Genomic DNA, 26,382 nt, shown 5'->3' with positions numbered 1-26,382 from the left:
TGTTTATTTTATCAGACATATGTATACTTTAATAAACATCAAGAACTATCAAACTATTCCATCAACAGTATACATGGAAATTTTTAAGAAAGGATGACCTATTTATGACAAGTACAACAGAGCTTCATCATGAACCGGCAACAAACTCTCCCAACGATAGCTTTATACAGGGCGTGAAGGATTGTGTACCTACTTTACTCGGTTATATTAGTATAGGACTTGCATTCGGTGTTGTAGGTTCCGCTTCAGGACTATCAGTACTGGAAATCGCCCTTTTAACCATATTGATTTACGCAGGCTCTGCACAATTTATTTTTTGTGCACTACTTTTAACAAGTAGTCCTGCTTCTGCTATCATTGTAACCATTTTTGTCGTCAATTTACGCCATTTATTAATGAGTTTAACATTAGCACCTCACTTTACGCGTTATTCCATGCTTAGAAATGTAGGCTTCGGTACTTTATTGACAGATGAAACCTTTGGCGTGGCTGTGACCAAGCAAATGCAAACCGGTAAATTATACGGTAAATGGATGGATGGGCTTAACTTAACAGCGTATATTTTTTGGATTTTATCTTGTGTCACGGGTGCCTTCTTAGGGCAATGGGTGGCAAATCCTGAACAATGGGGACTAGATTTCGCCTTAGTCGCTATGTTTGTCGCTCTTTTAGTTTTACAATTGAGTAGTGTCGGCAAAAGTAAAATCATGCATTATATTAAGTTAATCGGCTATATGGCTGTTATTATGTATGGTCTTTCTTATATAGTACCTTCACATGTGGCTGTTTTGCTAGCAACGGTGATCGTAGCAACTATTGGGGTGGTGACTGACAAATGACAACAACTGCTTATATGGTATGGCTGATTATAGGCTGTGCGCTTGTCACATGGCTACCACGTGTCATTCCATTTATTTTTGTACGCAGTGTCACACTCCCAGATGTGGTCCTAAAGTGGCTTAGTTTTATTCCTGTTTGTATTTTAAGTGCTCTTGTCATCGAAAATTTAATCGATACCGAAAGCGGCAAAGTTGTGACTCTTGATTGGCCAGTCTTTATTACATTTGTGCCAACGCTAGTTATTGCGCTTATTACAAAAAGTTTATCTATTACTGTCGTTGCAGGAGTTATCATAATGGCAGCTGTGCGATTTTTCATGTAAAAAGGTCAGTCCCCACGAGGACTGACCTTGTTTATTTCTTCATTTTACTTGCTAACCAAAAGCCCACTGTTAATGAAAATGCATCTATAACGAAAATAATTGGTGGGGATGTATATCCTGCATATACTGATGCAGCAATAAGCGCAATTGCCAATAATAGAGCAACATAGCGATTATACGTAATTCTTGTGAACAATAGCACCAATAAAGCAGGTATGAAGAGCGCCAACATCATTTTCCCAAAAACGTCCATTATATATCCCTCGGCTCAGCAAGTAGTAATCCAATTCGGTAATGATCATTACTATAAATGACATGCTGCGTTAAACGAATTTCATTGTTTCGATCTAGCACTTCAAGACGACAATGAGCGGCATTCAATTGTAATGCCTCGTATAATTCATTTTCTGTAAAAATAGAAACACCATTTACTTTCCGAATACATTCCCCTGCAAGTAAGCCCATTTTCTCAGCTGGCGAATCAGGAAACACTGCTGCAATAATTGCACCCTTTGTGCTAGGTGCTACCGCATAATGATCTGTTTTATCCTGCTGAGCATAATAGATGGAGATGATGATACGGATAATAGCTCCCGACCCAAGCGTCATATAACCGATCATTGGTTCAAGATATGCAGCCAGCCCCCCTATTAAAATAAGCTGTCCAAGTATAACTACAGAACGCCCAATTTTAGGAAATACTAGGGCAGGTAAATCCCTTCTGATCAGCTTCGAAAAGCCAATTACGAGTGGGAAAAGGACCAGTGCAAAGCTAGTATCCCCTATCGTAAACTGTGGCCAGTACGGGAGTACAGCAGAAATCGCATCACCAGGCATAACAAAGAAAATAGGCAGTACCCAAACATTTCTTGAACGGTAGACAATCGCCTGCATACCTCGTTTTGTTTTTTCCACGCAAGGTGTTGTGACCTTCATTGCTGCACGTCGAATTAAAAGACCTTCAGCAATAACACAAAGACCTACAAGAATAGAAATGGTAACGATAGCCCCATTCTCTAAATCGACACCTGCTAAGGAAATGTTCCACCAAGTAAAGGACCAGTTGTAGTAAGACATAGCCCATATTGCTAGCGTTGCTATACCCATTGTTAAAATAGGTGACATAGCATTCAGGAAATACAATACGAGCCCTACTACCGAGACCGCTATTACAATGATTAAAAAAGCTTTTGGAACGGTAAGCCCTGCCGCCACACTTATTAGCGAAATAAGCAATGCATAAAGCCATCCATCTTTCCATTGTCCGACTAACTCTGTCCAGCCCCAAATAATCCGTCTATTAAAATATTTACGCTCCTGCTTTACGCGACGATAACCTAATAAAATAGCAAATATGATGGCTACATACAGTAATGGGTTGAGTAAAAAGCGGCCAATCGCTGTTACAATTTCTAATAATATATCACTAACCATACGAACACCCGCCGTTTCTATCTTGAATACTATGAATTTATTGTATCAAACGACTACACTCTTGCGTAGTACAAACTCATAGAAAGCTCTGTATTATGGTATTTTTGTTCTACTAGCGAGTTTATTGTTCAATTGCATGTAGTAAAAAACTAGTTGCCATTTGGAATTGTTGGTCGTTTTGACGGTCTACTTTATAATTTTTTAATGTTTCATTCAAGCTATTAAAGAAGGTCGTATCCATATAAAATTCATCTTCTGCTAGTTTTAATTTTTTCTGTTTTCGATAAAGGTTAACCGCTTCAGCCGTTGTATCATCCATATAACCATCTAAGCGATCAATCTGATAGCCAAGTTTCTGTAAGGCGTTTTGAGAATAAGAAATTTCCTCGCTCATATCGCCCACTTTAAACTTTCCTGTCAGTGGATGTAATTGGAAAGCGAATAATTCATTTTGCTCGATTACTAAGCTTGCCTCGATGCCTTGCCCATGAATCCATTCACGTTTTGGTGTTAACCATTTATTCGTGGATAATTTAAGCTCTCCGCCATTCGAAAGCTCCCAGGATTCCTGTACAGTTCCTTTCCCAAAGCTCTTCACCCCAACAAGAGAAGCACGCCCCCAGCTTTTTAAGGCTCCGCTCAATACTTCACTTGCAGAAGCACTACCTTGATTTTGTAAAACAACAATCGGAATTTTGTTCATTTTTTCTAAATATTTTTCATCGATACCTTTTGTTTGTGTTTTTAATGGTTCCATAGCACCTTCAGCATTTTGCATATATGCAAATACCTTGCCACTATCTAATACTGTGCTTAGTAGCGCTGCGACGCTATGTAAATACCCCCCTGGATTATCGCGAACATCAATAACAATTCCTTCAACATCTTTCCGAAGTAATTTACTTGTTTCAGCAACCCATTCATTTGCCGTCTTCTCACCAAACAGAGAAATCGAAACATAGCCAATTGCTGTATCCTCTACTTTTACAACTTCACTTGAGACAGTCTTGTTAGAGATCGCAGCCCGTTCCATTGTCATCTTAATATGCTTATCCTCACTTGGACGGTAAACAACAATGGTAACCTTCGTCCCCTTCTCCCCTTGAATTAAATGCATTAATTCGCTCATCGTTTTACCATCTACACGAACGCCGTCAACTTGTACAATTTCATCGAGTGAACGCATTCCAGCCTTCTCTGCTGGTGATGAACGAACAGGGGAAACTACGATAAATTTCCCTTTATTTTCTGAGAGTTCAATCCCTATACCTACTCTTTCTTCAGCTAGCATTTGTCGATGTTGCTCAGCCTCTTCCTTGGAATAATAAGTGCTGTAAGGGTCCTTAATGGCATCTGCCATACCACGAAGGGCTCCTTCCACCAAAGCATCTTTTTTTGTACTGTACACTGATTTTTCTTCAATGAGGGTTATGGCCTCACCAATTGTGTCAACCTCCGTAACAGGCTCCTTTTTATCACCAATATTAAACCAATCAAAGTAAATTCCACTGCCTACCACTAAACTACTAAGTAGGACACCGACACCGGCCGTTAATTTGCGCAAATCTTCCCTCCTCCGTCTCTTTTACTGTATGACACTATTTTTTCAAACATACAAGATTAGTTTTCAAAATTATGATTTGAGGAGATACTTTCTCTCACTTTGCGAGCAATCGGCATTACTCTGTGGAAATGTGGAAAACTTCTCTGCACGATGAGATTCCCCATCACAGTGTCACCGTAAAATAAAAAATCTGCTCGTTTCTATGATAGAAACTGAACAGATTTTTTATGAATTAATCTAATGCATCTACATATTCTTTTAACATATCCACGTCCATTGGTCCTTTAATGGCACGTTGAATATAGCCGTTAGAATCAATAAAATAAGTTGTCGGAATGGTAATAATTTGGTAGTCTGCACCTACTGAATTATCAGGGTCTGAATCCAATAATATTGGGAATGTTAGTTCAAAGCTATCTCTAAAAGTCATCACCGTATCCACTTTCGCATCCGCTGTCACATCACGCTCTGCTGTTGTTAAATTGACAGCTACGATTTCAACATTTTTCTCTTTGCCATACTCATCATAGAAGCTTTGCATATGGGGCATTTCTGCCTTACATGGTGGACACCATGTCGCCCAAAAATTCAATACAACCTTCTTTCCACGAAGATCACTTAATGTAATATCTTCCCCATCTAAGCTTGTTAATGTAAAATCAGGCGGTGTATCTCCATTACCTAAACCAATTTCTCGCTCCCCTATATCCTTGCCAAGAGCAGATTTTTCTATGGCTCGGTCTTCATTAATTTGCTGTTTTACATATGTACCAATCATCGCAACTACTAGAAGCACGACAATCAGTAGTCCAATATTTTTTTTCATTCTTACCCTCCCACTTTGATTCGGTCTCCTTGTTCTAAAACAATACCAAGACAAAGCAATAATAAACTCATACCTACAGCTGTTTGCTCTATACCAAGTGGCTGGAAGAAGGCAACAATGATTACACCGGCTGTATACAGTATTAAGCCTCGTTTTACTCCCTGCATTTTCCATAGTATGAAGATGGTCAATACACTTAGTACCATTAGTGTAGTAACTTCACTCGTTGTAGAGTTGTCGTTGAACAGCACTACAAGCCATTGATAAATGGATTGAGTTAAGATGATCGCCCAGCTATACGCCATTATATGATGGCCTTGTAACGAGAGCTGATGTCGCTTGCGCCATACTTGCAAAGATGCAGCGATGGCGCCAAGAAAAACACCAACTGTACCTCCATTGAAATAAAGTAAGGAGATAGGCTGCGCCACCACTGATTTAAAGTCAGTGACAAGCAAGCTAAATTTCCACACAAGAATAAATGTAAAGGCTGCATCACTATATGCCTCAGACCATTTTTTTGAAAATTGTAAGCGAAGAATAAGCCAAACTATGAAAAATGTAATAAGTAGAGCAATTGCAGTTGCTGGTAAAGTTAGTGCTCGGATGGAGTACCAATTTGTATTGATCACTCTCTAATCCACCTCCGAAAGATATATACAGCATAGCATAGAACTTTACAACAAAAGCCAATTTCACACTGTGTTCAGAAAATCTTAAAAAATATACCCCACTACGTATATATTCATCATAACATTAAATAGAATCTGATCATAGGAAAAGGGAGGAGCTTAGCTAGTTCATCAGTCCTAACAATATTGCTGTGTATCCAAATAGTTACTGTTAGCTAGTAAGACCTTCATAATGCTGAACGACAAAAAAAGCTACACACTAGATTGCTCTAATGTATAGCTAATAGTTTACAATGGAATATATTTTAGCGGGTTTACACTACCAACTGCTTGTCCTCTCCAAGGTCCAATATGCACTTCGAAGTGTAAGTGTGGACCAGTAGAACGACCAGTGCTACCCATTGCAGCAATTTGCTGACCTTGCGTTACTTCTTGTCCTACACTCACATTAAATGAATTTAAATGTGCATATACAGTTGTATAAATTTGCCCATCCACCGAATGCGTCAGAATGACAACATTTCCATATGAACTTAGTGGTGCAGCGTAAGCAACTACTCCATCCGCTGCTGCCCAAATTGGTGTCCCTGTTGAATTGGCGAGATCCACACCATAATGGAATTCAGGGCCTGCTCCAAGGTTCCGCCATCCATAAGGTGATGTTAAACGACCATTCGTTGGTTTTATCCATGTGCCGTTCGATTGTGGGGCATTAACTGTACCACTTGATGAGCCTCCACCGCCATTGTTGGCAGCTGCTGCAGCCGCTGCAGCTGCGGCTGCTTTACGTTTAGCTTCTTGCTGACGAGCAATTTCAGCTAAACGTTTTTGTTCAGAAATAATTTGATCCTGTAATTCTTGGCTTACTTCCAAAGCCTCTGAATATTCTTTTTCAAGTAATACTTTTTCTGATTTTAGCTTTTCTTGCTCTTTTTCTAATTGGTCAACTAATTTATTTTTCTCAGTCTTTTGGCTATTTAAGGAAGCCTTTAATCGTTCAAGCTCCGCTCGTTGACCTTCCAACTTTTTACGTTTTTCTTCTACAATTTGCTTTTGTTCTTCTAATTTTTGCTTATCATCTTTTTGATCTTGAATAATTTGACGATCCGCTTCCATTAAAGCATTGACCGCAGAGAATCGATCAATAAAGTCTACAAAACTATTAGAACCTAATAATACGTCTAAATAGCTAACAGAGCCTCCTGCTTGAATTGCTCGAGCCCGCTCTTGTAATAAAACATCGCGCTCTTCAATTTTATGCAATAGTTCTTTAATAGACTCTTCAAGTTTTTTTATTTCTTCATTCGTTGCTTGAATTTCGGCTTGTACTTTTTTTATATCACTATTTGTTTTGTCGATTTCAGCGTTTAATGCTTGAATTTGATCTATGATTTTTTGTTGTTTTTCTTGATTCGCTGTAATGGCATTTGATTTGTTTGAAATGGATGAATTTAATTCATTTTTCTTTGTTTCAATTTGCTTTTTCTCTTCTTTTAAATCCGATAAACTTGTTGCAAACGCTGATGGAGTTTGGATAAAAAGAATTAGAGCAGATGCTACTGCAAGTGTTTTCAATGTGTTTTTCGCCTTACTTTTCACCGATTGAACTCCCCTTCGACTATTCATTGTCCCACTCACAAATATCCGCTGTAAGTGCTAAACTAAATTTTTAAAAACTTACGTACTGACATAAAGCTTCCCCAAATACCGATCAACACACCAATAAGTAACAGAAGACCGCTCACCTGATACACAAGTGGAGAAAAATCTAATACTTGAATGAGCTCACCTTGTAAACGAGGTGCAATAATCTTATATATATTGTGGTAAAGGGTTGTGACAACCGCAATCGGAATAATAGAACCTAAAATTCCGAGCCACATACCTTCCAATAGGAACGGGATACGCACGAATGAGTTCGTGGCACCTACTAGTTTCATAATTTCAATTTCATCTCGTCGCGCAATAATCGTAATTCGAATAGTATTTGAAATTAAGAAAATCGCTGTGAATAATAACCCTAAAATAAGTACGATTCCTACATTACGACTCATATTTAAGAAGTTAAATAGTTTTTCTACTTTGCCTTCACCATACATAACGTCATATGTATACTCATATTTATCAATCGCCTTCGCCACTTTTGCCGTTTGCTGAGGCTCAGTTGCTTTTACATAAATTACATTACGTAATGGGTTACTTTGCTCAAATAGTTTAAAATCGTCACCAAAATCTTTGACTAATTTGGTTAACTCATCTTCCTTTGTTGAATAATTCATTTCTGAGATACCAGGCAATTTTTTAATTTTCTCAATGAGTGCTTTTTCTGCCGCCTCATCTGCTGTTTCATCAATTAATACTTTAATCTCAACGTCGTTTTCTAAATCCGATGCCACTTTATTTAAATTCATCATAATAAGCGCAAAAACGCCAACTAGGATAAGTGTAACTGTGACTGCACTGACAGACGCAATGGTCATCCAGCTATTTCGTCCAAGAGACTTAATACTTTCACGAAAGTGACGCTTTACAGTACTAAATTTCATAGCCGTATTCACCTCCGTGTTCATCACGGACAATTAAACCGCCTTCAATAGCGATCACTCGACGTCGAATCGTATTCACAATCTCACGGTTATGAGTCGCCATTACAATGGTTGTCCCCCGTGCATTAATTTCTTCAAATAAATTCATAATCTCCCATGAAGTTTCAGGATCAAGGTTCCCCGTAGGTTCATCCGCAATCACAACTTTTGGTACATTGACGATAGAGCGTGCAATAGACACACGTTGTTGCTCTCCCCCTGAGAGCTCATTTGGAAACATTCTAGCTTTATGCTTTAATCCTACAAGCTCTAAAACTTCCATAACGCGACGTCTAATCTCATCAGGTTGTTCCTCGATTACTTCTAGCGCAAACGCTACGTTCTCATAGACATTCAAACGAGGTAATAATTTAAAATCTTGGAAAACAACTCCAAGTTGACGACGCAAATATGGGACTTTCTTATTCTTTAACGTTGCTAAATCGATACCATTCACAATAATCTGCCCTGACGTTGCTTTTTCTTCACGGTACATCAATTTGATAAATGTAGATTTACCTGCACCACTTGGGCCTACTACATACACAAATTCACCCTGCTTTATATTTACAGAAATACCATTTGTCGCAACAACGCCATTGGGGTACTTCTTTGTCACATTTTTCATTTCTATCATGATTAAACCACCTAAAACTCTCACTATGTAAGAGGTATTTCATTTACTATTATAGCACTCTATTTCTGTTTTTTTATTACAGTTTCATTTCAATCCGTGGCAGTTCCTTCTATTTCGTTCTTTCCTTGCCATAATCCTTAAAAATATGACATAAAATAAAAACAGCAATCGACGACATACAGTGTCGATTGCTGCTTCACAAGAAAAAAGCATCCAGGCAATCAGCCTGAATGCTTTGTATTAAACTTGCTGCTCGTCTGTTGTTGTGTAGCGAATTAAAACAGCACCTGTTTTTGATTCTCCTTCGATAAATAAGCGATTTGCATGTTCAACTTCTTTATCAAAACGAACAACTTTAGAGAGGAATTGATCCTGCGACTCCATTTTGGAAACATCATGTATACCGACGTCTACTTTCCCAAAATTCGTCACCACTTTACCACTTAATGAAATAGTTCGAGGCACGTATAATTCAACCGCTCCTGCGACCGTTTGAGCTTTTATTTTGGATGAATTTGTTGAACACGTCGTCACCACAACATGTCCATTAACAGACTTAGCTTCTACTTCGTCCAACGCACCATCTAAATAAACACGTCCATTTAAAGTTTCAGCTTCTAAATCTTTCCCGCGAACCTTTGTTAATTCAATGGAGCCATTTGAGGAATCTACTTCCGCTTTCCCAAAACTGAACTTAGTGCCTTTAATAGCACCGTTTAATGTTTTCACCTTTAATTCTTCAACATCTGTATCCTGTAATGAAACACTACCATTCATCAGTCGGACAGATAATTTTTCAAGTTTATCCTTTGGAACTAGCACCTTTGCATTGACTTGAACAAGCTTTAATTGGCTCAAAATTCGTAGTGAATGCTCATCTTCTTTCACAACGAATTGCTCTAAAAAGTGATTGCGTGTTTCTTCTTCACTATCATTCATAAGTGGTGCCTTCACCTTGCAAATAACTTGAATCGTATCTCCTTCACTGGATTCCAATGAAAAGTTACCATTCGGTAATTCAGCAATAATGCTTTCTACATTGGCAGCAGCCACTTCTTCTGTATGCGTAAACTCAAATTTATCGCCAAACGGAGAAGCTACATCAAATTCCTTCACCTTTTTGACAGCTGTATTCATCATATCCATAAAGAGGGAACCAATCTGTGTTAAATCTTTACGGAAATCTTGCATCTCATCTTGGAAATGTTTCATAAAATCTTCTTTTTTCTTGTCGCCATCTTTAGTCTTTTCTTCAAATAATGACTCTTTGTCAGATGAAAATGACTGTGACTCTTTAGACACATCATCCATAACATTTTGAGTAGATTTGCCGGATTGCTCTAATGCTTCTAATAATGTAATCGCCTCTTGTGCCGAAATCGTACCTTTTTCTACAAGTTCTAAAATTCGTTGACGTTCATTTTGCATAACTAAATAGCCTCCCTCAGTTCGTTATACTATTTATACGATTCTTTTTTTGAAAAGTTTCACTGCAAAATTGAAATAAAATGGATTTTTTATTACAACGAAGGCTTTCCTTCTTGTCAGCTTGAAAGATGTGCTCCCATTCTTCTTTAATTCTATCGATTGAGTTGCTTTTCGCATTCCGATTGAAGGCTGGGATTAAGATTTAGAAGCTTCTGCTAATACTGCTTCCATTCTCATACGGTCACGTTCTAAAATTGGTTTCAAATATTTCCCTGTGTAAGAACCTGGCACTTCTGCCACTTCTTCAGGTGTACCTGTTGCAATAATCGTACCCCCTTTGTCTCCACCCTCCGGACCTAAATCGATAAGATAATCAGCCGTCTTGATAACATCTAGATTATGTTCAATAACTAATACGGAGTCACCATTTTCAACAAGACGTTGTAGCACTACAAGTAAACGTGCGATATCGTCTGCATGTAAGCCTGTCGTTGGTTCATCTAGAATATAGAATGATTTTCCTGTTGAACGTCGATGTAATTCAGATGCTAATTTTACACGCTGCGCCTCTCCTCCAGACAATGTTGTGGCAGGTTGTCCTAATTTCATATAACCTAAGCCAACATCAACAATAGTTTGAAGCTTACGTTGAATCTTTGGAATATTTTCGAAGAATACTACAGCATTTTCAATCGTCATATCTAAAATATCTGCAATACTTTTATCTTTATATTTCACTTCAAGTGTTTCTCGATTATAGCGTTTGCCGTGACATACTTCACAAGGAACATACACATCCGGAAGGAAATGCATTTCTATTTTAATAATTCCATCTCCACGACATGCTTCACAGCGCCCCCCCTTGACATTAAAGCTAAAACGACCTTTTTTATAGCCTCGTACCTTTGCTTCATTCGTGGTAGCAAAAACATCGCGTATATCATCAAAGACTCCCGTGTAAGTAGCTGGATTCGAGCGCGGGGTACGACCAATTGGAGATTGGTCAATATCGATGACTTTTTCAAGCTCATCCATCCCTGTTACCTCTTTATGTTCTCCCGGTTTAACCTTGGAACGATTCAGCTTCTGTGCCAATGATTTATATAAAATTTCATTAATCAGCGTGGATTTCCCTGAACCAGATACACCTGTCACTGCGACAAATAAGCCAAGTGGAACGTCGACTTTAACATTGCGTAAATTATTTTCCTTGGCACCCTTAATCGAAAGCTTACGACCATTTGGTTGACGTCTTTCCACTGGCAATGGGATAAATTTTTTCCCGCTTAAATATTGTCCTGTTAAAGATTTATTATTTTCCATGACTTCCTGTGGTGTACCAGCTGCAACAATTTGGCCACCATGTACACCTGCACCTGGTCCAACGTCAATCAGATAATCAGCTGCTAGCATCGTATCCTCATCATGCTCCACCACAATCAGTGTATTACCAATATCTCGCATGTTTTGTAACGTGCTAATCAAGCGATCATTATCACGTTGATGTAAGCCAATCGATGGTTCATCTAAAATATATAGAACGCCTGTTAATCGTGAACCGATTTGAGTAGCAAGGCGAATACGTTGTGCTTCCCCACCAGATAATGTACCTGCTGCACGACTTAAAGTTAAATAGTCTAAACCTACATTAACAAGGAAGCCCAGTCGTTCTTCAATTTCCCGTAAAACTAGACGAGCAATTTTCATATCCTTTTCAGTGAGATCTAGCTCTTTGAAAAATGTGTCGGCTTCCTGAATTGAATATTGTGTCACCTCACCAATATGTTTGTCGGCAACTTTTACAGCTAATGTTTCTGGCTTTAAACGATAGCCTTTACAAGAAGGACAGGCCTGTTGTGCCATATATTTTTCCATTTGCTCACGAACATAATCTGAAGTTGTCTCTTTAAAACGACGCTCTACATTTCGGACAACACCTTCAAATTCAATCATTTGGTCTCGTACATTGCCAAACTCATTTTCATAATGGAAGTGAATCTTCTCTTTACCTGAGCCAAATAACACTTTGTCCATCTTGTCTTTTGGTAAATCTTTCACTGGCACATCCATTGGAATATTATAGTGATCACAAACTGCTTTTAATAATTGAGGATAGTACTGTGAACTTGTTGGCTCCCAAGGTGCAATAGCATGCTCTAATAAAGAACGATCCCAATCCGGCACCACTAAATCTAAATCCACCTCTTGTGTCGAGCCTAAGCCGTCACAGCTTGGACAAGCACCAAATGGACTATTAAATGAAAACATGCGTGGCTCTAGCTCGCCAATAGAAAAACCACAAATAGGACAGGCATGATGCTCACTAAATAGTAGTTCCTCATGCTCCATGACGTCTACAAGCACACGACCATCTGCCAAACGAAGAGCTGTCTCTAAAGAATCACTTAAACGTGCAGCGACCCCTTCCTTCATTACAACACGGTCGATCACTACCTCAATAGAGTGTTTTTTATTTTTATCAAGATCAATCGCATCATCTAAATCTCGTAAATCTCCATCAATACGCACACGAACGAAGCCTTGCTTTTTTAAATCTTCTAGCAGTTTTACATGGGTTCCTTTACGGCCAGAAACCATTGGCGCAAGGAGTTGCATTTTGGTTCTTTCTGGATAAGTTAATAAACGGTCCACCATTTGTTCAATCGTTTGAGAAGTAATTTCTATCCCATGATTCGGACAAATCGGTTTACCAATACGTGCATATAGTAAACGTAAGTAATCATAGATTTCTGTAACCGTCCCTACTGTAGAGCGCGGGTTACGACTCGTTGTTTTTTGGTCTATTGAAATAGCAGGCGATAATCCTTCGATTGCATCAACATCTGGTTTATCCATCTGCCCAAGAAACTGACGCGCATAGGCGGAAAGAGACTCGACATAACGTCGTTGTCCCTCCGCATAAATCGTATCAAACGCTAATGAAGATTTACCTGATCCTGATAATCCTGTTAAAACGACTAATTGATCACGTGGAATTGTGACATTAATATTTTTTAAATTATGAGCACGTGCACCTTGCACGACAATTTCAGTATTTTTCACAAGTCATTCACCCTTCTACCTTCAATTCAAATATTGTATCTCGAAGCTCAGCTGCACGTTCGAAATCAAGCGCTTTTGCTGCTTCCTTCATTTCTATTTCTAGAGAAGCTAAGAGCTGGTCTCTTTCTGCCTTTGTCAGCTTTTTGCCCTTCGTCGCCTTTGTTACATAGGATTCTTCTTCTTCTGCCACTTGTGTAGCACGAATTACTTCTGGTATTTTTTTACTAATAGTTTGAGGCGTAATACCATGCTCTTCGTTATATGCCATTTGCAATTCACGACGACGTTTTGTTTCATCGAGCGCCTTTTTCATCGAGTCGGTTACATGATCTGCATACATAATGACATGACCGTTCGCATTACGCGCAGCTCGGCCAATCGTTTGAATGAGTGAACGTTCTGAACGTAAAAATCCTTCTTTATCAGCGTCTAATATGGCTACAAGTGATACTTCAGGAATATCAAGTCCTTCTCGCAATAAGTTAATTCCAATTAGTACATCATAAGTGCCCTTCCGTAGCTCACGGATAATCTCAATACGCTCTAATGTTTTAATCTCAGAATGCAAATACTCAACCTTTAAGCCCATTTCCTTCAAATAAGCCGTTAAGTCCTCTGACATTTTCTTTGTTAGTGTTGTTACTAACACTCTTTCATCACGTGCAATACGATCTTGAATTTCATCGATCAAGTTATCTATTTGCCCTTCAATTGGGCGGACATCAATTAATGGATCCAGTAAACCAGTAGGTCGAATAATTTGCTGGATCATTTCAGGAGTATGCTCCAACTCATAGGGTCCAGGTGTTGCAGATACATAAATAGCTTGATGTACTCGATTTTCGTATTCTTCAAAACGTAATGGACGGTTATCTAGCGCAGATGGCAGGCGGAAACCATGCTCAACAAGTACCCCTTTACGTGCTTGGTCACCGTTGTACATCCCTCGTACCTGCGGAAGAGTTACGTGACTTTCATCTACGACAAGCAAAAAGTCCTCAGGGAAATAATCAAGCAACGTATATGGAGTCGCACCTGCTTCACGTAAAGTTAAGTGACGCGAATAGTTCTCAATCCCTGAACAAAAGCCCATTTCCCGCATCATTTCTAAATCATAACGTGTCCGTTGCTCTAGACGCTGAGCCTCTAATAATTTATCCTCGGCACGCAGTAAAGCTAGACGATCCTCTAATTCTTTTTCAATGTTTTCTATCGCTTTTCGCATTTTTTCTTCTCGTGTAACGAAGTGGGATGCTGGGAAAATAGCGACATGCTCTCGATCTGATAGTATTTCTCCAGTTAAAGCATCTACCTCACGAATGCGATCAATTTCGTCCCCAAAAAACTCGACACGAATACAATGCTCATCACGTGAGGCTGGGAAAATCTCTACTACATCTCCTCGTACCCGAAACGTCCCGCGTGTAAAACTAACATCATTGCGCTCATATTGAACATCTACAAGTTTGCGCAGTAGCTGATTACGTTCAATTTCCATACCTGTGCGGATCGATACAACCATTTCACGATATTCTTCAGGAGAACCAAGACCGTAAATACAGGATACAGATGCAATAATAATGACATCATCACGCTCAAATAATGCAGAAGTTGCAGAGTGGCGCAGCTTATCAATTTCATCGTTAATGCTAGAATCCTTTTCTATATAAGTATCTGTCTGCGGTACATAGGCTTCTGGCTGGTAATAATCATAGTAACTAACAAAGTATTCTACAGCGTTATTTGGAAAGAACTCTTTGAACTCACTATATAATTGGCCCGCCAACGTTTTATTGTGTGCCATAATAAGTGTCGGTTTTTTAACCTGCTGGATTACATTTGAAATCGTAAATGTTTTCCCAGTTCCTGTTGCACCAAGTAATGTTTGATGACGCTTGCCTGCCTTCACACCCTCCACTAATTCCGCAATTGCCTGTGGCTGATCTCCATTAGGCTGATATGGCGCTTGTAAATCAAAAGTTTGCACACCTGTCCCCGTCCTTTCTTTCCAATTTGTACATATATTTTAGCATAGCAATATTAAAATTTCGAACATTTAACGAACGAATGTTTGTAAAATTTTTTTCTATCCCTAAAATGGAAGATGGATAATCAACCTTCTACTCTCATAATAGCCGTTTCGTCAGGTTTTCAAGCCTTATCTAGTAACGAGATGTCCATTGTAGAATGGTAGTCATTCCTTCTCTTTTCTCATTTTTAGAGCAATACTTTTTAAAAATTAGGTGAATGGCACAGCCACTCTATCATCTCCAAAAAAAATCCCGCTCTCCATAGTCGCGGAGAGCGGAATTATTAGTATGATTCATCTTCTGATTGCTGCAAGGAATTGAGTTCGGTTGCGTATTGATAAAATGCGTTTTCATCTTTTTCATCGAGCGCTCTATCTATTAAAACGATGAGCTGCTCTTGTCGATGCATACGCTGGATACGATTTAAAAATAAATCTAAATAAATCTCGTTTAATAATTTCTCTGCCTCATCAACTTTTTTTGACTGACCAACGGCTTTTAGAAAATCTGTGTACGAATAATATTTATCCAACGATCTCACCCCGATCCTTTTCTAAATTATATGAAAATTGAAATTAAAAAGCAATGCTTACGATTTGAAAATAACTTGGATTAGCTAGTAAACTCGTGAAATTTAAAGCAAATTCTCTAAGCATTTCATTCATTTATCAACCTTGTTTCAATACTTTGTATATTTTTTGAAATTCATTTTATGTACTACACTACGGTTATCAATAGAAAAGGGAGGCACTTCCAATATGACTAGTAAATTTGTAAATGGCTATTTAATTTCCTTTAACACTTACTTGCTCCAACCAGTTCAGCATGACACTAAAGTTTTTACTCATGTTATAGACAAACATAATGAGCTAATTGTTACTCGGAAGCCGATGCATGTACTGCGAAAATCTTGTATTTCATTAGGCTCCACCTATGAAGCAGCAAAGCAATCTGCTAAACGCTTTTTTGGTAATCAACATAAGCTACCAATCGTCGTGGCCTTTGATTATGGTTTTCCTTGCATCTTTCTACCAACCTATTCACCTAATTCCATTCACAATATATGGATAGGGCTCCATGCGATTATCAATATTACGCCAAGCGAAACGGGATGTGTGGTCACATTAAAAAACGATCAAAAGATTGAGCTACCTATTCAATATGCTTCTATTAGTAAACAGTTTGTAAATGCTTCTATGCTCTACAAACATTACATGAACGAACGAAAACAACTTAGTCAAGATTCACCCTATCATCCATTCTTTTAACTAAAAAATCCCCCAAGAAACAACTCTTGGGGGATGGCTATTAGTTAATTTTTGAACGTAAGTAAGCATTAATAAATGGATCTACATCGCCGTCCATTACCGCTCCGACATTCCCTGTTTCTTCATTCGTACGGTGATCTTTTACCATTGAGTATGGATGGAATACATACGAGCGAATTTGTGAGCCCCAGCCAATGTCCTTTTGTTCACCACGGATCTCATCAAGCTGTGCCTGTTGCTTCTCTAACTCTAATTGATATAATTTCCCTTTTAACATAGCCATCGCTTTCTCACGGTTTTTAATTTGTGAACGTTCTGCTTGGCATTGTACAACCGTACCAGTCGGGATGTGTGTAATACGAACAGCTGAATCTGTTGTATTAATATGCTGACCACCCGCACCTGTCGCACGATACGTATCAATTTTCAAATCCTCTGTACGAATATCAATTTCAATATTATCGTCAAATTCTGGCATGACATCGCAAGAAACGAAAGAAGTATGTCGACGGCCTGATGAATCAAATGGTGAAATACGCACTAGGCGATGAACACCTTTTTCAGCTTGTAAATAGCCGAAAGCATTATGACCTTTAATTGAAATAGTTACAGATTTAATGCCTGCTTCATCACCAGGAAGATAATCCATTGTTTCCACCTTAAAGCCACGCTTCTCAGCCCATCGTGTATACATACGTAGTAGCATAGAACCCCAGTCTTGTGACTCTGTTCCACCTGCTCCTGGATGCAACTCTAAAATAGCATTGTTTTGATCATATGGACCGCTCAATAATAATTGTAGCTCAAAATCAGCCATTTTTTGTTGGAATTCTACCAGTTCTTTTCCTAACTCTTCCTGCAATTCTTCGTCTGGCTCTTCACGTAAAAGCTCCAATGTCATATCTAAATTCTCATGTATTTCTTCTAACTCTTTATATTCATTGACGATTGCTTTTAAGCCGTTGCCCTCATTAATGATCACCTGTGCACCTTGCTGATCATCCCAGAATCCTGGCTCTAGCATCATTTCATCTAGCTCCTGTATACGTGCCTCTTTGTTTTCTAAGTCAAAGAGACCCCCTGAAGTCCACCAATTTTTTGGCTGTAGTGTCTAACACATTGCGTACATCTGCTAATTCAATCATTGTAAAATCCTCCGAACGTTAGTAATGGAGACTAGTGTGAAAGCTCCGATCTTACTATTATAACGTTTTTACCGAGGAAAACATACATAAAAACACTACTCTACGTCTCGTCCTCTAACATATCAAGCGCAAAACGTTGAAATACTTTCACACGATCATATTGAACAAGTAAATGCTTCGTTCTTCGCTCTAATCTATATTTTAATAAAAATGCCCGCTGAATACGATACTCTATCGTTTTGACACTAACATCTACAATAATATCCTGACCATTCGTAAAGATTACCTTTGTGCTCTTTTTATCCACAGAGAAATACTCTTCAATATGATGGACAGCAAACCATATACATTCCGGATGTAGAGGTGACTTGCTTGGAAACCATAAAATATTCCCACGCTCATCCACAACGATTGGGTTTTTATTAAGTTTACCTAAAATCATTTTTGATCCATCGAAAGCCCCTCTTAAGCTTGAACCATAATAACGAAGATTATAGTCCATTAACTTCGTCGGTGTTAATTTAGAAATATAGTCATTACTTTTTTCCATCACCCGAGTACATAAATTTCCAAAGGAATCATACACAGGCATATACAGCATAGTTTCACTACTCATAATATCCTTCTTATGCATCCTTATTCCCCCTTTATGCACTTATGTTTTCAGCTTAAATAAAAAAAGAATATACCAAGGTCCGTACATTCCTGCTTTTTTCTACAAGTCGAAATTGCTTGGAAAACTTTATTTCTCCCCACATTTCTCCCACCTCAGCTTCTCAAAATCTTTCATCACTAAATCCTTAGTACTCCATCACACCTACACCTAATAATTCAGAATAATAATAGAAGAATTTTCTAAAACTAAATTCCTATTATTACAGCTATTGTATACCCATATTTTACTATTGTCTATAAATTATGACTTTTATGACAATAATTTATTTTTTTATACAAAAAAAGATCATTTCAACATACGTTAAAATGATCTTTTCCATTTCTATTATTGAGCTGCACCATGACAGTTTTTAAACTTCTTACCGCTTCCACAAGGACATAAATCATTGCGTCCAACATTTTCAGCCTTACGAACAGGTTGCTTTTTCGGAGCAGGGCCGCCTTCTTCTTTCGGATTAACAGCCTGACCTTTCGCCACCTCTTCACGCTCAAGATTACTGCGAATTTCAGCCTTCATTGCATACTTCGCAACATCCTCGCGAATGGAAGCGACCATATCTTCGAACATCGCAAAACCTTCTTGTTGATATTCACGTAGCGGATCATTTTGACCATATGCTCGCAGATGGATACCTTGACGAAGTTGATCCATAGCATCAATATGATCGATCCATTTTGTATCAATAGAACGTAATAAAATAACTTTTTCAAACTCACGCATACGCTCTGCTGTAAGCTCTTCCTCTTTTTCATCATATCGAGCGTGCACAGCTTCTGAAATCAATTGGTTAATGTCTTCTGCCGATTTACCTTGGAAATCAGCTACTTTTAGTTGACCTTCCTCTAGCAAATTAGCAGCCACAAAGTCATCAATAGCCTTGAGATTCCAATCTTTTTGCTCACCTTGTGTATAGAGTCCGACAACATTGTCAATCGTCTCTTGAATCATCGACTCCACAAGCACGCGCATATTTTCTGTTTCTAGAACATCATAACGCTCCTTATAAATAATCTCACGTTGCTGACGGAGAACATCATCATATTGTAATAAACGCTTACGAGCATCAAAGTTATTACCTTCGACACGTTTCTGCGCTGATTCTACAGCTCTCGACACAACTTTTGATTGCAATGGCTGTGTATCATCCATACCTAAACGCATCATCATCGCCTTCATATTATCTGAACCGAAACGACGCATTAAATCATCTTCTAGTGATAGATAAAATTGTGTTACCCCTGGATTCCCTTGACGACCAGAACGTCCACGTAGCTGGTTATCAATACGACGGGATTCATGTCGCTCAGTACCAATAACCGCTAACCCGCCAATTTCTAATACACCTTCACCAGGTTTAATGTCGGTACCACGACCCGCCATGTTTGTAGCAATCGTTACAGCACCCTTTGAACCAGCATTAGCAATAATTTCTGCTTCGCGTTCATGATTTTTTGCATTCAGTACATTATGAGGGATTTTATGTTTATCCAGCAATTGCGAAATAATTTCAGATGTTTCAATTGCAACCGTACCAACAAGCACAGGTTGTCCTGCCTTATGGCGCTCTGCAATATCAGCCGCCACCGCTTTATATTTTCCTTCCATAGAAGCAAAAATTAAATCTGGACGATCATCACGAGCAATTGGCTTATTCGTAGGAATCGCAATAACACTCATATTGTAAATATTACGGAATTCTTCTTCCTCTGTTTTCGCTGTACCTGTCATACCCGCAAGCTTTTGGTACATACGGAAATAGTTTTGGAATGTAATAGTCGCCATTGTCATCGATTCATTTTGAATCTCAACGCCTTCTTTAGCTTCAATAGCTTGGTGAAGGCCATCCGAATATCGGCGACCTTTCATTAAACGACCAGTAAAGCCGTCAACAATCACAATCTCGCCCTCTTGGACAACATAATCAACATCATTATGCATACTCACATGTGCCTTTAACGATTGGTTAATGGCGTGATTTAAGCGGACATGTGTTAAATCAAATAAATTGTCAATGCCAAATGCCTTTTCAGCCTTTTCAACACCGGCATCCGTTAATGTAACACCTTTAGTTGACTCTTCATATGTGTAATCTGTTTCTGCACTTAACATACGTACAAACGCATTAGACTGTTTGTACAACTGTGCTGATTTCCCAGCCTGACCCGAAATAATTAATGGCGTACGTGCCTCATCAATTAAAATCGAGTCAACCTCATCGATGACAGCATAGTGAAGCGGACGTTGAACACGCTCTTCTTTATAAAGCACCATATTATCACGTAAATAGTCAAATCCTAATTCATTGTTTGTACTATAAGTAATATCCGCTTCATAAGCCGCACGCTTCTCTTCTTTAGACAGGCTATTTAAATTTAAACCTACTGTAAGACCTAAGAAATTGTACAACTGTCCCATCTCAGCAGCATCACGGCTAGCCAAATATTCATTGACTGTGACAACATGCACGCCTTTACCAGTAATTGCGTTTAAATAAACCGCCATTGTCGCTGTTAACGTTTTACCTTCACCGGTCTTCATCTCTGAAATATTACCTTCATCAAGGGAAGCCGCCCCCATAACTTGAACACGGAACGGATACATCTCTAACACACGTTTCGACGCTTCGCGACAAACAGCAAAAGCCTCTGCACGAATCGACTCTAACTGCTCCCCATCCGTATAACGCTTTTTAAACTCTTCTGTTTTCGCTTGTAATTGATCATCTGAAAGCTGTTCCATTTGAGAAGCGAATCCCTCAACCTGGTCAGCGATTTTTTCTAATTTTTTTAACTCACGTTTATTGAAATCAAATAATTTATTTAATAGGTTTGCCATGAATGTTTTTCACTTCCTATATAGATTCAACTTTCATTTTACCATTGTGTAACAGTTTCATGCAAACAGTCACCCTATTTGCATAAGAAAGTCATATAAAAAAGACTCTCGCCATCGCGAGAGCCTTTGTCATCATGAAGTTTAAGTTGTTTCGATTAAGCCATATTTTCCGTCTTTACGTTTATACACAATATTTGTGCCGTTTGATTCAGCATCTGTAAAGACATAGAAATCATGCCCTAACATATTCATTTGTAATACAGCCTCTTCTTGATCCATCGGTTTTAAATCAAATTGCTTCGTACGTACAATGGAGTATTCTTCTTCATCCAAAGTCGTATCAACGACTGCTTGAGTAGTAGCAAAATAAAGGCCTGCCCCTTCACGCTCACGGAATTTACGGTTTACTTTCGTTTTATGCTTACGAATTTGACGCTCTAATTTATCAACAATGAGATCAACCGCAGCATACATATCATTATGACGCTCTTCAGCACGAAGAGTTAAGTTCTTCATTGGGATTGTAACTTCCACTTTTGTTTGCTTGTCATTATAAACCTTTAAATTTACGTTAGCATTGGCGTTAACATCTTCGTTAAAATAACGTTCAACTTTTTCGATTTTATTCTCAACATACTCTCGAATAGCTGGAGTTACCTCAATATTTTCACCACGAATGTTAAAGTTTAACATGTAAACTCCTCCTTTATAACTGCTATACTATCTATTTCTACACAAGTGTGTGAAATTCCTCTAAAATAATTCTTTATTTTACAAAAAACTTTTATAAAATTAATATTGGCTTTGCTTTTTCGCTTCTGCCGCTTCTTTTTTACGTCGTAGCTTTAATTCATCTACAATCAACTCTTCAACGCGCCCTTGATCATTAAAATAAACGCCGTATTGCTTACCACTACCAAATGGACGACTCCAAATCACTTCACCATAAGCCCGCACCTCTTGCGTATCAAGCACAAAATGGATATCCAATGGTGGAGGATTCACACCTAAATCCACTTCCGTATACATCTTTAACCCACGCGGACTAATATCTAGCAATTCAGCCATAGCCGTCTGCCCATGATTAACTCGCCCATTTTCATAAACAGCAAATGTTATTTGAACAGGCTCCTCAAATTTAAATCGGAAACCTTCTTGACGCTTAAAAATCATATTCCCACCCCAGTATATTGTTAAACATTTATATTGCTTTGATTATGACACGACGCCCATCTTACAGCTAGGGGAATAAGTAACATATTTTACCGTTGAACAGCCTAATTTATGACTATTTTACTTAAACCTTTTTAAGAAAGATTAGAAATGTATTCACACATTTGTAGATGATGACTAAAAAAATGTCGAAAAATGATAGGATTACTTAAATTCTCGAAATATATCAAACTATGTAGAGTAAAACACAAAACCAGAAGCTCATTTTTAAATAAGTCCTGGTTTTGATGTAATCATTTATAAGTATCACTAAATATTTAACTTATTTTTTTCCGTCGTAATACATACCATCCATTACTCGAACAGAGCTGTATGGATTTAAATATTGTTGCTCATTTTTTTTAGATTGTTGAAGAGTTTTCATGTCCGTTTTAATTGCAGTCATAACCTTTTGTAACTTTTCTTGTATGCTACGATCAAGCTCCTGTAAATGCTTATTTAATTGATGACCATCCAAAGATTTACCAGATTGTTGGAACTCTTTGATTATGGTTCCACGCTCGTCGAGTAATACATCTATCTTTTCTATAAACTCTTCTCGGTCATCTCCGCTAGGAATGGTTGACAAATGCTCATTAAGTCTAGCTGAAATAGAGAGCAAACGTTCAACTGGTCCCATCATATTCTGTCCCCATTCCCAAATTGTTGCTGACGATTAATACGAATAACTTCCTTCCAAGTATCACGGAATTCCGAAACAAGTCCTTCAACCTCTTCAATTATAGAAACGTCATTTCGAATATTTGCTTCTACTAATCGAGTATTCATATATTCATAAAGTGCCATCATATTTTTTGATACTTCAATATCCATATTCAGTGTCGCCATGAGCTCACTTATGATTGCCTGTGCTCTTTGAAGGTTAGTATTTTTTTCTTGAATCTTTTTATCTTGAATTGCTAATTTCGCCTTATGCAGAAATTTTAAGCATCCATTATACAACATTAGTGTTAAATCTCCTGGAGAAGCAGTTGTAACACTATTTTGTTTATATGCATTATGAGCAGATGTTTGTGCTGTCAATCAAAGACAACTCCTTTTTATTACCTTTTAACTAAATTATACTAAAACTTTTATCCCTGTCCACCAAATTGCGCAAATATACCTGACTGTGAGTTTGCTTTGTTAATAGCTTTTTCCATGGCACTGAATTGTTTCCAATAGCGGGCTTCTATTTTTTCAAGCTTGTCTTTCCATGTATCAATACGTTTATCCATATCAACTAGACTTTTACCAATCGAATAAGAATTATCCACACTTGAAGCATTACCCGCTTTTTTCTCGATGTCTAGCTTGAATTTATCCATAGACCCTCTAAGCTTTAGTAAAAATCCGCGAGTATCAACAATTTTTTCAACACCATCGACAGAGATTGTATCTTGTTTATCACCTTTGTTTGTAAATAAGGCTGTTACTGCATCAGGATCATCTTCTAATGCCTTACGTAATTTTTCTTCGTCAATTTCTAAAGTACCACCATCATTATATGATTTTGAAGACGTAATCCCAATATTAAATAACGTATTATATTTAGGATTGGACACAGCAGGGTTCGATTCATAAATTAATCCACGCATACCCGCTAGTCCACTTCTTAAAATCGAGTCGCTACGCAATAAACCGCTTTTAGCTTTTTCCTCCCATAGCTTAATTTCATTTTCTGACATTTCTTTTCTCTGTTCGTCTGTTAATGGGGAATAATCACGGTATTTCTTTTCCTTCGTTTGGTCGTTCATTTCCTTAACAAGTCCGTTATACATTGTAACGAACTCTTTGATTTTTTTCATCATGTCATCTACATCAGTTGTAGATGATAATGTCACATTTGGCACTGTAGTTCCATCAGCTGGGGTATTTGCAAGTGCATTTTTAGCATCTGCTAAATCTTTAGTGTATTTTATTTCGTTACTCTTAGCTGTTTCTAATTGTTGGATTTTCGTTGTTAACTCTGTATTTTTAATATCATACGCATTCTTAGTATTAATAACCTCTTGCATACCTTTTAAGTCTTCAGAAGAAATATTACCTAATATTTGACGTTGTTCCGATGAAAGGCTTTTTAATGCTTTTTTTTGATCATCTGTTAAATCACTGCTATCAATTTCATCATTCGATGTTAAATCAGAAATATTGGCTAATTTTTCAATATCCGCTGGATCCATGTTCATAAAAATATTTTTACTAGTCGTACTTAAATTTTCGTATGCGCTAAATCTTTGCAAATCATTTAATTCATTGGTTAAAGAGGAATTTAAAGCCTCCTTTTCTTCCGTTTTTAAAGCCTTTAATGCCTTTTTTTGCGCATCAGTTAAATCCGATGCTTCAATAGCTGCATTATCCGTCAAATCAAGATTGTCAAGCGTAGCGAGCTGTTCTTTATTCATAGTTGCAAGTACTTTTTTTCCAGCAGCAGATAATGCCGAACTTGTATTCGCACCATTAAAAATTTTCAGTGCATTATCATAAAGGTCCTTTGCAGTGGCTGCTTCACCTGTCAGAGTACTTATTTTTGTTTCTAAATCAGGAATAGCTAATTTGGTAGCGGCAAGCAATTCTTCCAATGTTTTAATACGAGTTTCTATTGTTGCTTTTGAGTTAAATGTTTCATTTAACGTTATATTATAACCGCCCATAGTGAATGTATTGGTAGAACGCTCTGTATCAATACCATTTACACGGAAAATAGCATTAGATCCACCATCTACTAAGTCGGTTGAACCTGGACTACCTACCCCTAATACTGAGAACAATGCATTACCAGTGCCCTCTACTTTTACACCATTCTTTGTTTGTTCAGTTACTAATTGCACTTCAGCAGCATTCCCTGCTAATTCACCTGTATTTTTTGCCGCAACAGATAATTTACCATTTTCAAAGAAAGCAGTTACACCTGCATTGCTGCTATTAATTTTTTTCATCACATCATCAATAGTGTCTGTTGCTTTAAATTTAACTTCAGTAGCTTCACTAGCCAATGTACCGTCTGATTTGATAGCTTTTAATAAAATTGAATATTCTCCCGTGCCAGTGAAAGTGGATCCTTCAATATCACTAATTTTTGTACTGCCAGTAGCAACCCCAGCATTTGAATTGACTTGTTTACTACCAACTGTTTTTCCTGCAGTAGCAAGCTGTGATACGCCTTCAATCGTTAAATTTCCTGAAGCACTTGATGTTGCGGTTGCCGTAACATATTTTGAGTTAGATGAAGTAGCCGTTTTCGTATTAAAGCCTTTAATTAAAAGATTGTCTGCAATATACGTATCAAATGTTTTTAGCTTTGCATTAATGCTTCGATAAGCATCTCGTGTCCATTCGGAAGTTTGTTTCTTTTGTTGTAATTTAGTGAGTGGCGTTCTCTCTGCAGCCATCAACTTTGCTACCAATGCATCTATATCCATTCCAGATGCTAATCCACCAATACGATTTACCATAATAAAGCCCTCCTAAAAAAGTTTATATTTTTTCATCTACAATCATCCCTAAAAGCTTTTGCATTTCATAAAATGCATCTAATAGCTTTTTAGGAGGTATTTCTTTCACTACTTCTTCTGTTTTTGCATCTACGACTTGCACAAAATAACGTTCTAAGCCATCATGAAGAACAAATTTTGAAGAACTATGATTGATTTGTAAAAATTCGTTTACTGTCTCTACAGCTTGTTGTAGTTTTTCTTTTGTTATTTCTTGATCTTCTTTTAAAAAATTTTGCTCTTCTACTATAGGTTGTGAAACTTCTTTAGTAGTTACAGAAGTCTTTGCTGTCACTTCTGAGCTTGTCATTTTTGTACTACCTGAAACAGTTGGTGCATCTACTACAAGTCCTTGCGCCCCAATACGCATCATTCCCACTCCTTATGTACT

Annotated in this window: 24 protein-coding genes; 3 read left to right on the top strand and 21 right to left on the bottom strand. The window is 37.9% G+C overall.

Annotation, left to right across the window (positions count from 1 at the left end; genetic code table 11):
• Positions 1-104 precede the first annotated feature (104 nt).
• Together KVT27_RS00615 and KVT27_RS00610 are read left to right on the top strand one after the other, a co-directional pair.
• Positions 105-839 (top strand): AzlC family ABC transporter permease, encoded by a 735-nt coding sequence (locus KVT27_RS00615; protein WP_036123399.1) that lies wholly within the window; start codon positions 105-107, stop codon positions 837-839.
• On the top strand, positions 836-1,162 hold the full coding sequence (locus KVT27_RS00610; protein ID WP_036123398.1) for an AzlD domain-containing protein: 327 nt from the start codon (positions 836-838) through the stop codon (positions 1,160-1,162). Before KVT27_RS00615 ends, KVT27_RS00610 begins: the two co-directional genes overlap by 4 nt.
• A gap of 31 nt (positions 1,163-1,193) precedes the next feature.
• Here the strand turns inward: KVT27_RS00610 and KVT27_RS00605 are convergent, their stop codons facing one another.
• From KVT27_RS00605 to KVT27_RS00550, 12 genes are all read right to left on the bottom strand, one after another.
• Positions 1,194-1,415 (bottom strand): DUF2198 family protein, encoded by a 222-nt coding sequence (locus KVT27_RS00605; RefSeq protein WP_008178785.1) that lies wholly within the window; start codon positions 1,413-1,415, stop codon positions 1,194-1,196.
• On the bottom strand, positions 1,415-2,596 hold the full coding sequence (locus tag KVT27_RS00600; protein WP_217580481.1) for a PDZ domain-containing protein: 1,182 nt from the start codon (positions 2,594-2,596) through the stop codon (positions 1,415-1,417). The genes KVT27_RS00605 and KVT27_RS00600 overlap by 1 nt, the downstream gene beginning before the upstream one ends.
• 121 nt (positions 2,597-2,717) lie before the next feature.
• Positions 2,718-4,160, bottom strand: a complete 1,443-nt coding sequence (locus tag KVT27_RS00595) for a S41 family peptidase (RefSeq protein ID WP_036123391.1) — start codon at positions 4,158-4,160, stop codon at positions 2,718-2,720.
• Between the two features lie 232 nt (positions 4,161-4,392).
• Entirely contained in the window at positions 4,393-4,986 is a 594-nt protein-coding gene (locus KVT27_RS00590; protein WP_036123387.1) for a redoxin domain-containing protein, read from the bottom strand.
• A gap of 2 nt (positions 4,987-4,988) precedes the next feature.
• Complete coding sequence (locus KVT27_RS00585) at positions 4,989-5,618, bottom strand: hypothetical protein (protein ID WP_208704709.1); 630 nt, start codon at positions 5,616-5,618, stop codon at positions 4,989-4,991.
• A gap of 288 nt (positions 5,619-5,906) precedes the next feature.
• Positions 5,907-7,217 carry a murein hydrolase activator EnvC family protein gene (locus KVT27_RS00580; protein WP_036123383.1) on the bottom strand — a complete coding sequence of 437 codons (1,311 nt, stop codon included), beginning with the start codon at positions 7,215-7,217 and terminating at the stop codon, positions 5,907-5,909.
• A 62-nt stretch (positions 7,218-7,279) separates the two neighbouring features.
• Entirely contained in the window at positions 7,280-8,164 is an 885-nt protein-coding gene (gene ftsX / locus KVT27_RS00575) for a permease-like cell division protein FtsX (protein ID WP_036123380.1), read from the bottom strand.
• A complete protein-coding gene (gene ftsE / locus KVT27_RS00570) occupies positions 8,154-8,840 on the bottom strand; it encodes a cell division ATP-binding protein FtsE (protein WP_008178797.1) in 687 nt (228 codons plus the stop codon). Before ftsE ends, ftsX begins: the two co-directional genes overlap by 11 nt.
• Positions 8,841-9,080: 240 nt before the next feature.
• Positions 9,081-10,268 (bottom strand): DUF4097 family beta strand repeat-containing protein, encoded by a 1,188-nt coding sequence (locus KVT27_RS00565; protein WP_036225930.1) that lies wholly within the window; start codon positions 10,266-10,268, stop codon positions 9,081-9,083.
• A gap of 195 nt (positions 10,269-10,463) precedes the next feature.
• A complete protein-coding gene (gene uvrA, locus KVT27_RS00560; protein WP_036225929.1) occupies positions 10,464-13,331 on the bottom strand; it encodes an excinuclease ABC subunit UvrA in 2,868 nt (955 codons plus the stop codon).
• 7 nt (positions 13,332-13,338) lie between these two features.
• On the bottom strand, positions 13,339-15,318 hold the full coding sequence (gene uvrB / locus KVT27_RS00555) for an excinuclease ABC subunit UvrB (RefSeq protein WP_036123371.1): 1,980 nt from the start codon (positions 15,316-15,318) through the stop codon (positions 13,339-13,341).
• 326 nt (positions 15,319-15,644) lie between these two features.
• Positions 15,645-15,893, bottom strand: a complete 249-nt coding sequence (locus KVT27_RS00550; protein WP_036123367.1) for an IDEAL domain-containing protein — start codon at positions 15,891-15,893, stop codon at positions 15,645-15,647.
• A 226-nt stretch (positions 15,894-16,119) separates the two neighbouring features.
• On the opposite strand from KVT27_RS00550, the gene KVT27_RS00545 reads away from it, so the two are divergent.
• Positions 16,120-16,629, top strand: a complete 510-nt coding sequence (locus tag KVT27_RS00545; RefSeq protein WP_036123364.1) for a competence protein ComK — start codon at positions 16,120-16,122, stop codon at positions 16,627-16,629.
• A gap of 40 nt (positions 16,630-16,669) precedes the next feature.
• Here the strand turns inward: KVT27_RS00545 and prfB are convergent.
• The 9 genes from prfB to KVT27_RS00500 all read right to left on the bottom strand — a co-directional run bounded on the left by prfB (position 16,670) and on the right by KVT27_RS00500 (position 26,361).
• Positions 16,670-17,774, bottom strand: a protein-coding gene (prfB, locus tag KVT27_RS00540) for a peptide chain release factor 2 (RefSeq protein ID WP_245405919.1) whose coding sequence is annotated in 2 segments (ribosomal slippage) — positions 16,670-17,698 and positions 17,700-17,774 — 1,104 coding nt in all. Because the reading frame shifts where the segments join, the coding sequence is not laid out codon by codon here.
• Between the two features lie 100 nt (positions 17,775-17,874).
• On the bottom strand, positions 17,875-18,408 hold the full coding sequence (locus tag KVT27_RS00535; RefSeq protein WP_036123361.1) for a competence protein ComK: 534 nt from the start codon (positions 18,406-18,408) through the stop codon (positions 17,875-17,877).
• A gap of 366 nt (positions 18,409-18,774) precedes the next feature.
• Positions 18,775-21,285, bottom strand: coding sequence for a preprotein translocase subunit SecA (secA, locus tag KVT27_RS00530; protein WP_036123357.1), 2,511 nt, complete (start codon positions 21,283-21,285; stop codon positions 18,775-18,777).
• Between the two features lie 141 nt (positions 21,286-21,426).
• Complete coding sequence (hpf, locus tag KVT27_RS00525) at positions 21,427-21,978, bottom strand: ribosome hibernation-promoting factor, HPF/YfiA family (RefSeq protein WP_008178812.1); 552 nt, start codon at positions 21,976-21,978, stop codon at positions 21,427-21,429.
• Positions 21,979-22,077: 99 nt separating this feature from the next.
• Complete coding sequence (locus KVT27_RS00520) at positions 22,078-22,458, bottom strand: PilZ domain-containing protein (protein WP_008178814.1); 381 nt, start codon at positions 22,456-22,458, stop codon at positions 22,078-22,080.
• 322 nt (positions 22,459-22,780) lie between these two features.
• On the bottom strand, positions 22,781-23,140 hold the full coding sequence (gene fliT / locus KVT27_RS00515; protein ID WP_254636024.1) for a flagellar protein FliT: 360 nt from the start codon (positions 23,138-23,140) through the stop codon (positions 22,781-22,783).
• Positions 23,137-23,541 (bottom strand): flagellar export chaperone FliS, encoded by a 405-nt coding sequence (gene fliS, locus KVT27_RS00510; RefSeq protein WP_217580479.1) that lies wholly within the window; start codon positions 23,539-23,541, stop codon positions 23,137-23,139. Before fliS ends, fliT begins: the two co-directional genes overlap by 4 nt.
• Before the next feature lie 50 nt (positions 23,542-23,591).
• Positions 23,592-25,952: a flagellar filament capping protein FliD gene (fliD, locus tag KVT27_RS00505; RefSeq protein WP_217580477.1), complete on the bottom strand. Its 2,361-nt coding sequence runs from the start codon at positions 25,950-25,952 to the stop codon at positions 23,592-23,594.
• A 22-nt stretch (positions 25,953-25,974) separates the two neighbouring features.
• Positions 25,975-26,361 carry a flagellar protein FlaG gene (locus tag KVT27_RS00500; RefSeq protein ID WP_217580475.1) on the bottom strand — a complete coding sequence of 129 codons (387 nt, stop codon included), beginning with the start codon at positions 26,359-26,361 and terminating at the stop codon, positions 25,975-25,977.
• Positions 26,362-26,382: the final 21 nt, after the last annotated feature.

The sequence above is a fragment of the Lysinibacillus sp. GbtcB16 genome (assembly GCF_019091145.1).
Lineage (GTDB): Bacteria > Bacillota > Bacilli > Bacillales_A > Planococcaceae > Lysinibacillus > Lysinibacillus fusiformis.
The sequence above is the reverse complement of the archived record's forward strand: the minus strand, read 5'-3'. Positions and strand labels throughout refer to the sequence as shown.

Coding starts and splice junctions, on each gene's coding strand:
- KVT27_RS00605 (WP_008178785.1), bottom strand. CDS start 1,415: ATGGACGTTTTTGGGAAAATGATGTTGGCGCTCTTCATACCTGCTTTA.
- KVT27_RS00545 (WP_036123364.1), top strand. CDS start 16,120: ATGACTAGTAAATTTGTAAATGGCTATTTAATTTCCTTTAACACTTAC.
- KVT27_RS00615 (WP_036123399.1), top strand. CDS start 105: ATGACAAGTACAACAGAGCTTCATCATGAACCGGCAACAAACTCTCCC.
- fliT (WP_254636024.1), bottom strand. CDS start 23,140: ATGATGGGACCAGTTGAACGTTTGCTCTCTATTTCAGCTAGACTTAAT.
- fliD (WP_217580477.1), bottom strand. CDS start 25,952: ATGGTAAATCGTATTGGTGGATTAGCATCTGGAATGGATATAGATGCA.
- KVT27_RS00500 (WP_217580475.1), bottom strand. CDS start 26,361: ATGCGTATTGGGGCGCAAGGACTTGTAGTAGATGCACCAACTGTTTCA.
- KVT27_RS00565 (WP_036225930.1), bottom strand. CDS start 10,268: ATGCAAAATGAACGTCAACGAATTTTAGAACTTGTAGAAAAAGGTACG.
- KVT27_RS00590 (WP_036123387.1), bottom strand. CDS start 4,986: ATGAAAAAAAATATTGGACTACTGATTGTCGTGCTTCTAGTAGTTGCG.
- KVT27_RS00610 (WP_036123398.1), top strand. CDS start 836: ATGACAACAACTGCTTATATGGTATGGCTGATTATAGGCTGTGCGCTT.
- KVT27_RS00520 (WP_008178814.1), bottom strand. CDS start 22,458: ATGATTTTTAAGCGTCAAGAAGGTTTCCGATTTAAATTTGAGGAGCCT.
- ftsX (WP_036123380.1), bottom strand. CDS start 8,164: ATGAAATTTAGTACTGTAAAGCGTCACTTTCGTGAAAGTATTAAGTCT.
- ftsE (WP_008178797.1), bottom strand. CDS start 8,840: ATGATAGAAATGAAAAATGTGACAAAGAAGTACCCCAATGGCGTTGTT.
- KVT27_RS00600 (WP_217580481.1), bottom strand. CDS start 2,596: ATGGTTAGTGATATATTATTAGAAATTGTAACAGCGATTGGCCGCTTT.
- KVT27_RS00535 (WP_036123361.1), bottom strand. CDS start 18,408: ATGCATAAGAAGGATATTATGAGTAGTGAAACTATGCTGTATATGCCT.
- hpf (WP_008178812.1), bottom strand. CDS start 21,978: ATGTTAAACTTTAACATTCGTGGTGAAAATATTGAGGTAACTCCAGCT.
- secA (WP_036123357.1), bottom strand. CDS start 21,285: ATGGCAAACCTATTAAATAAATTATTTGATTTCAATAAACGTGAGTTA.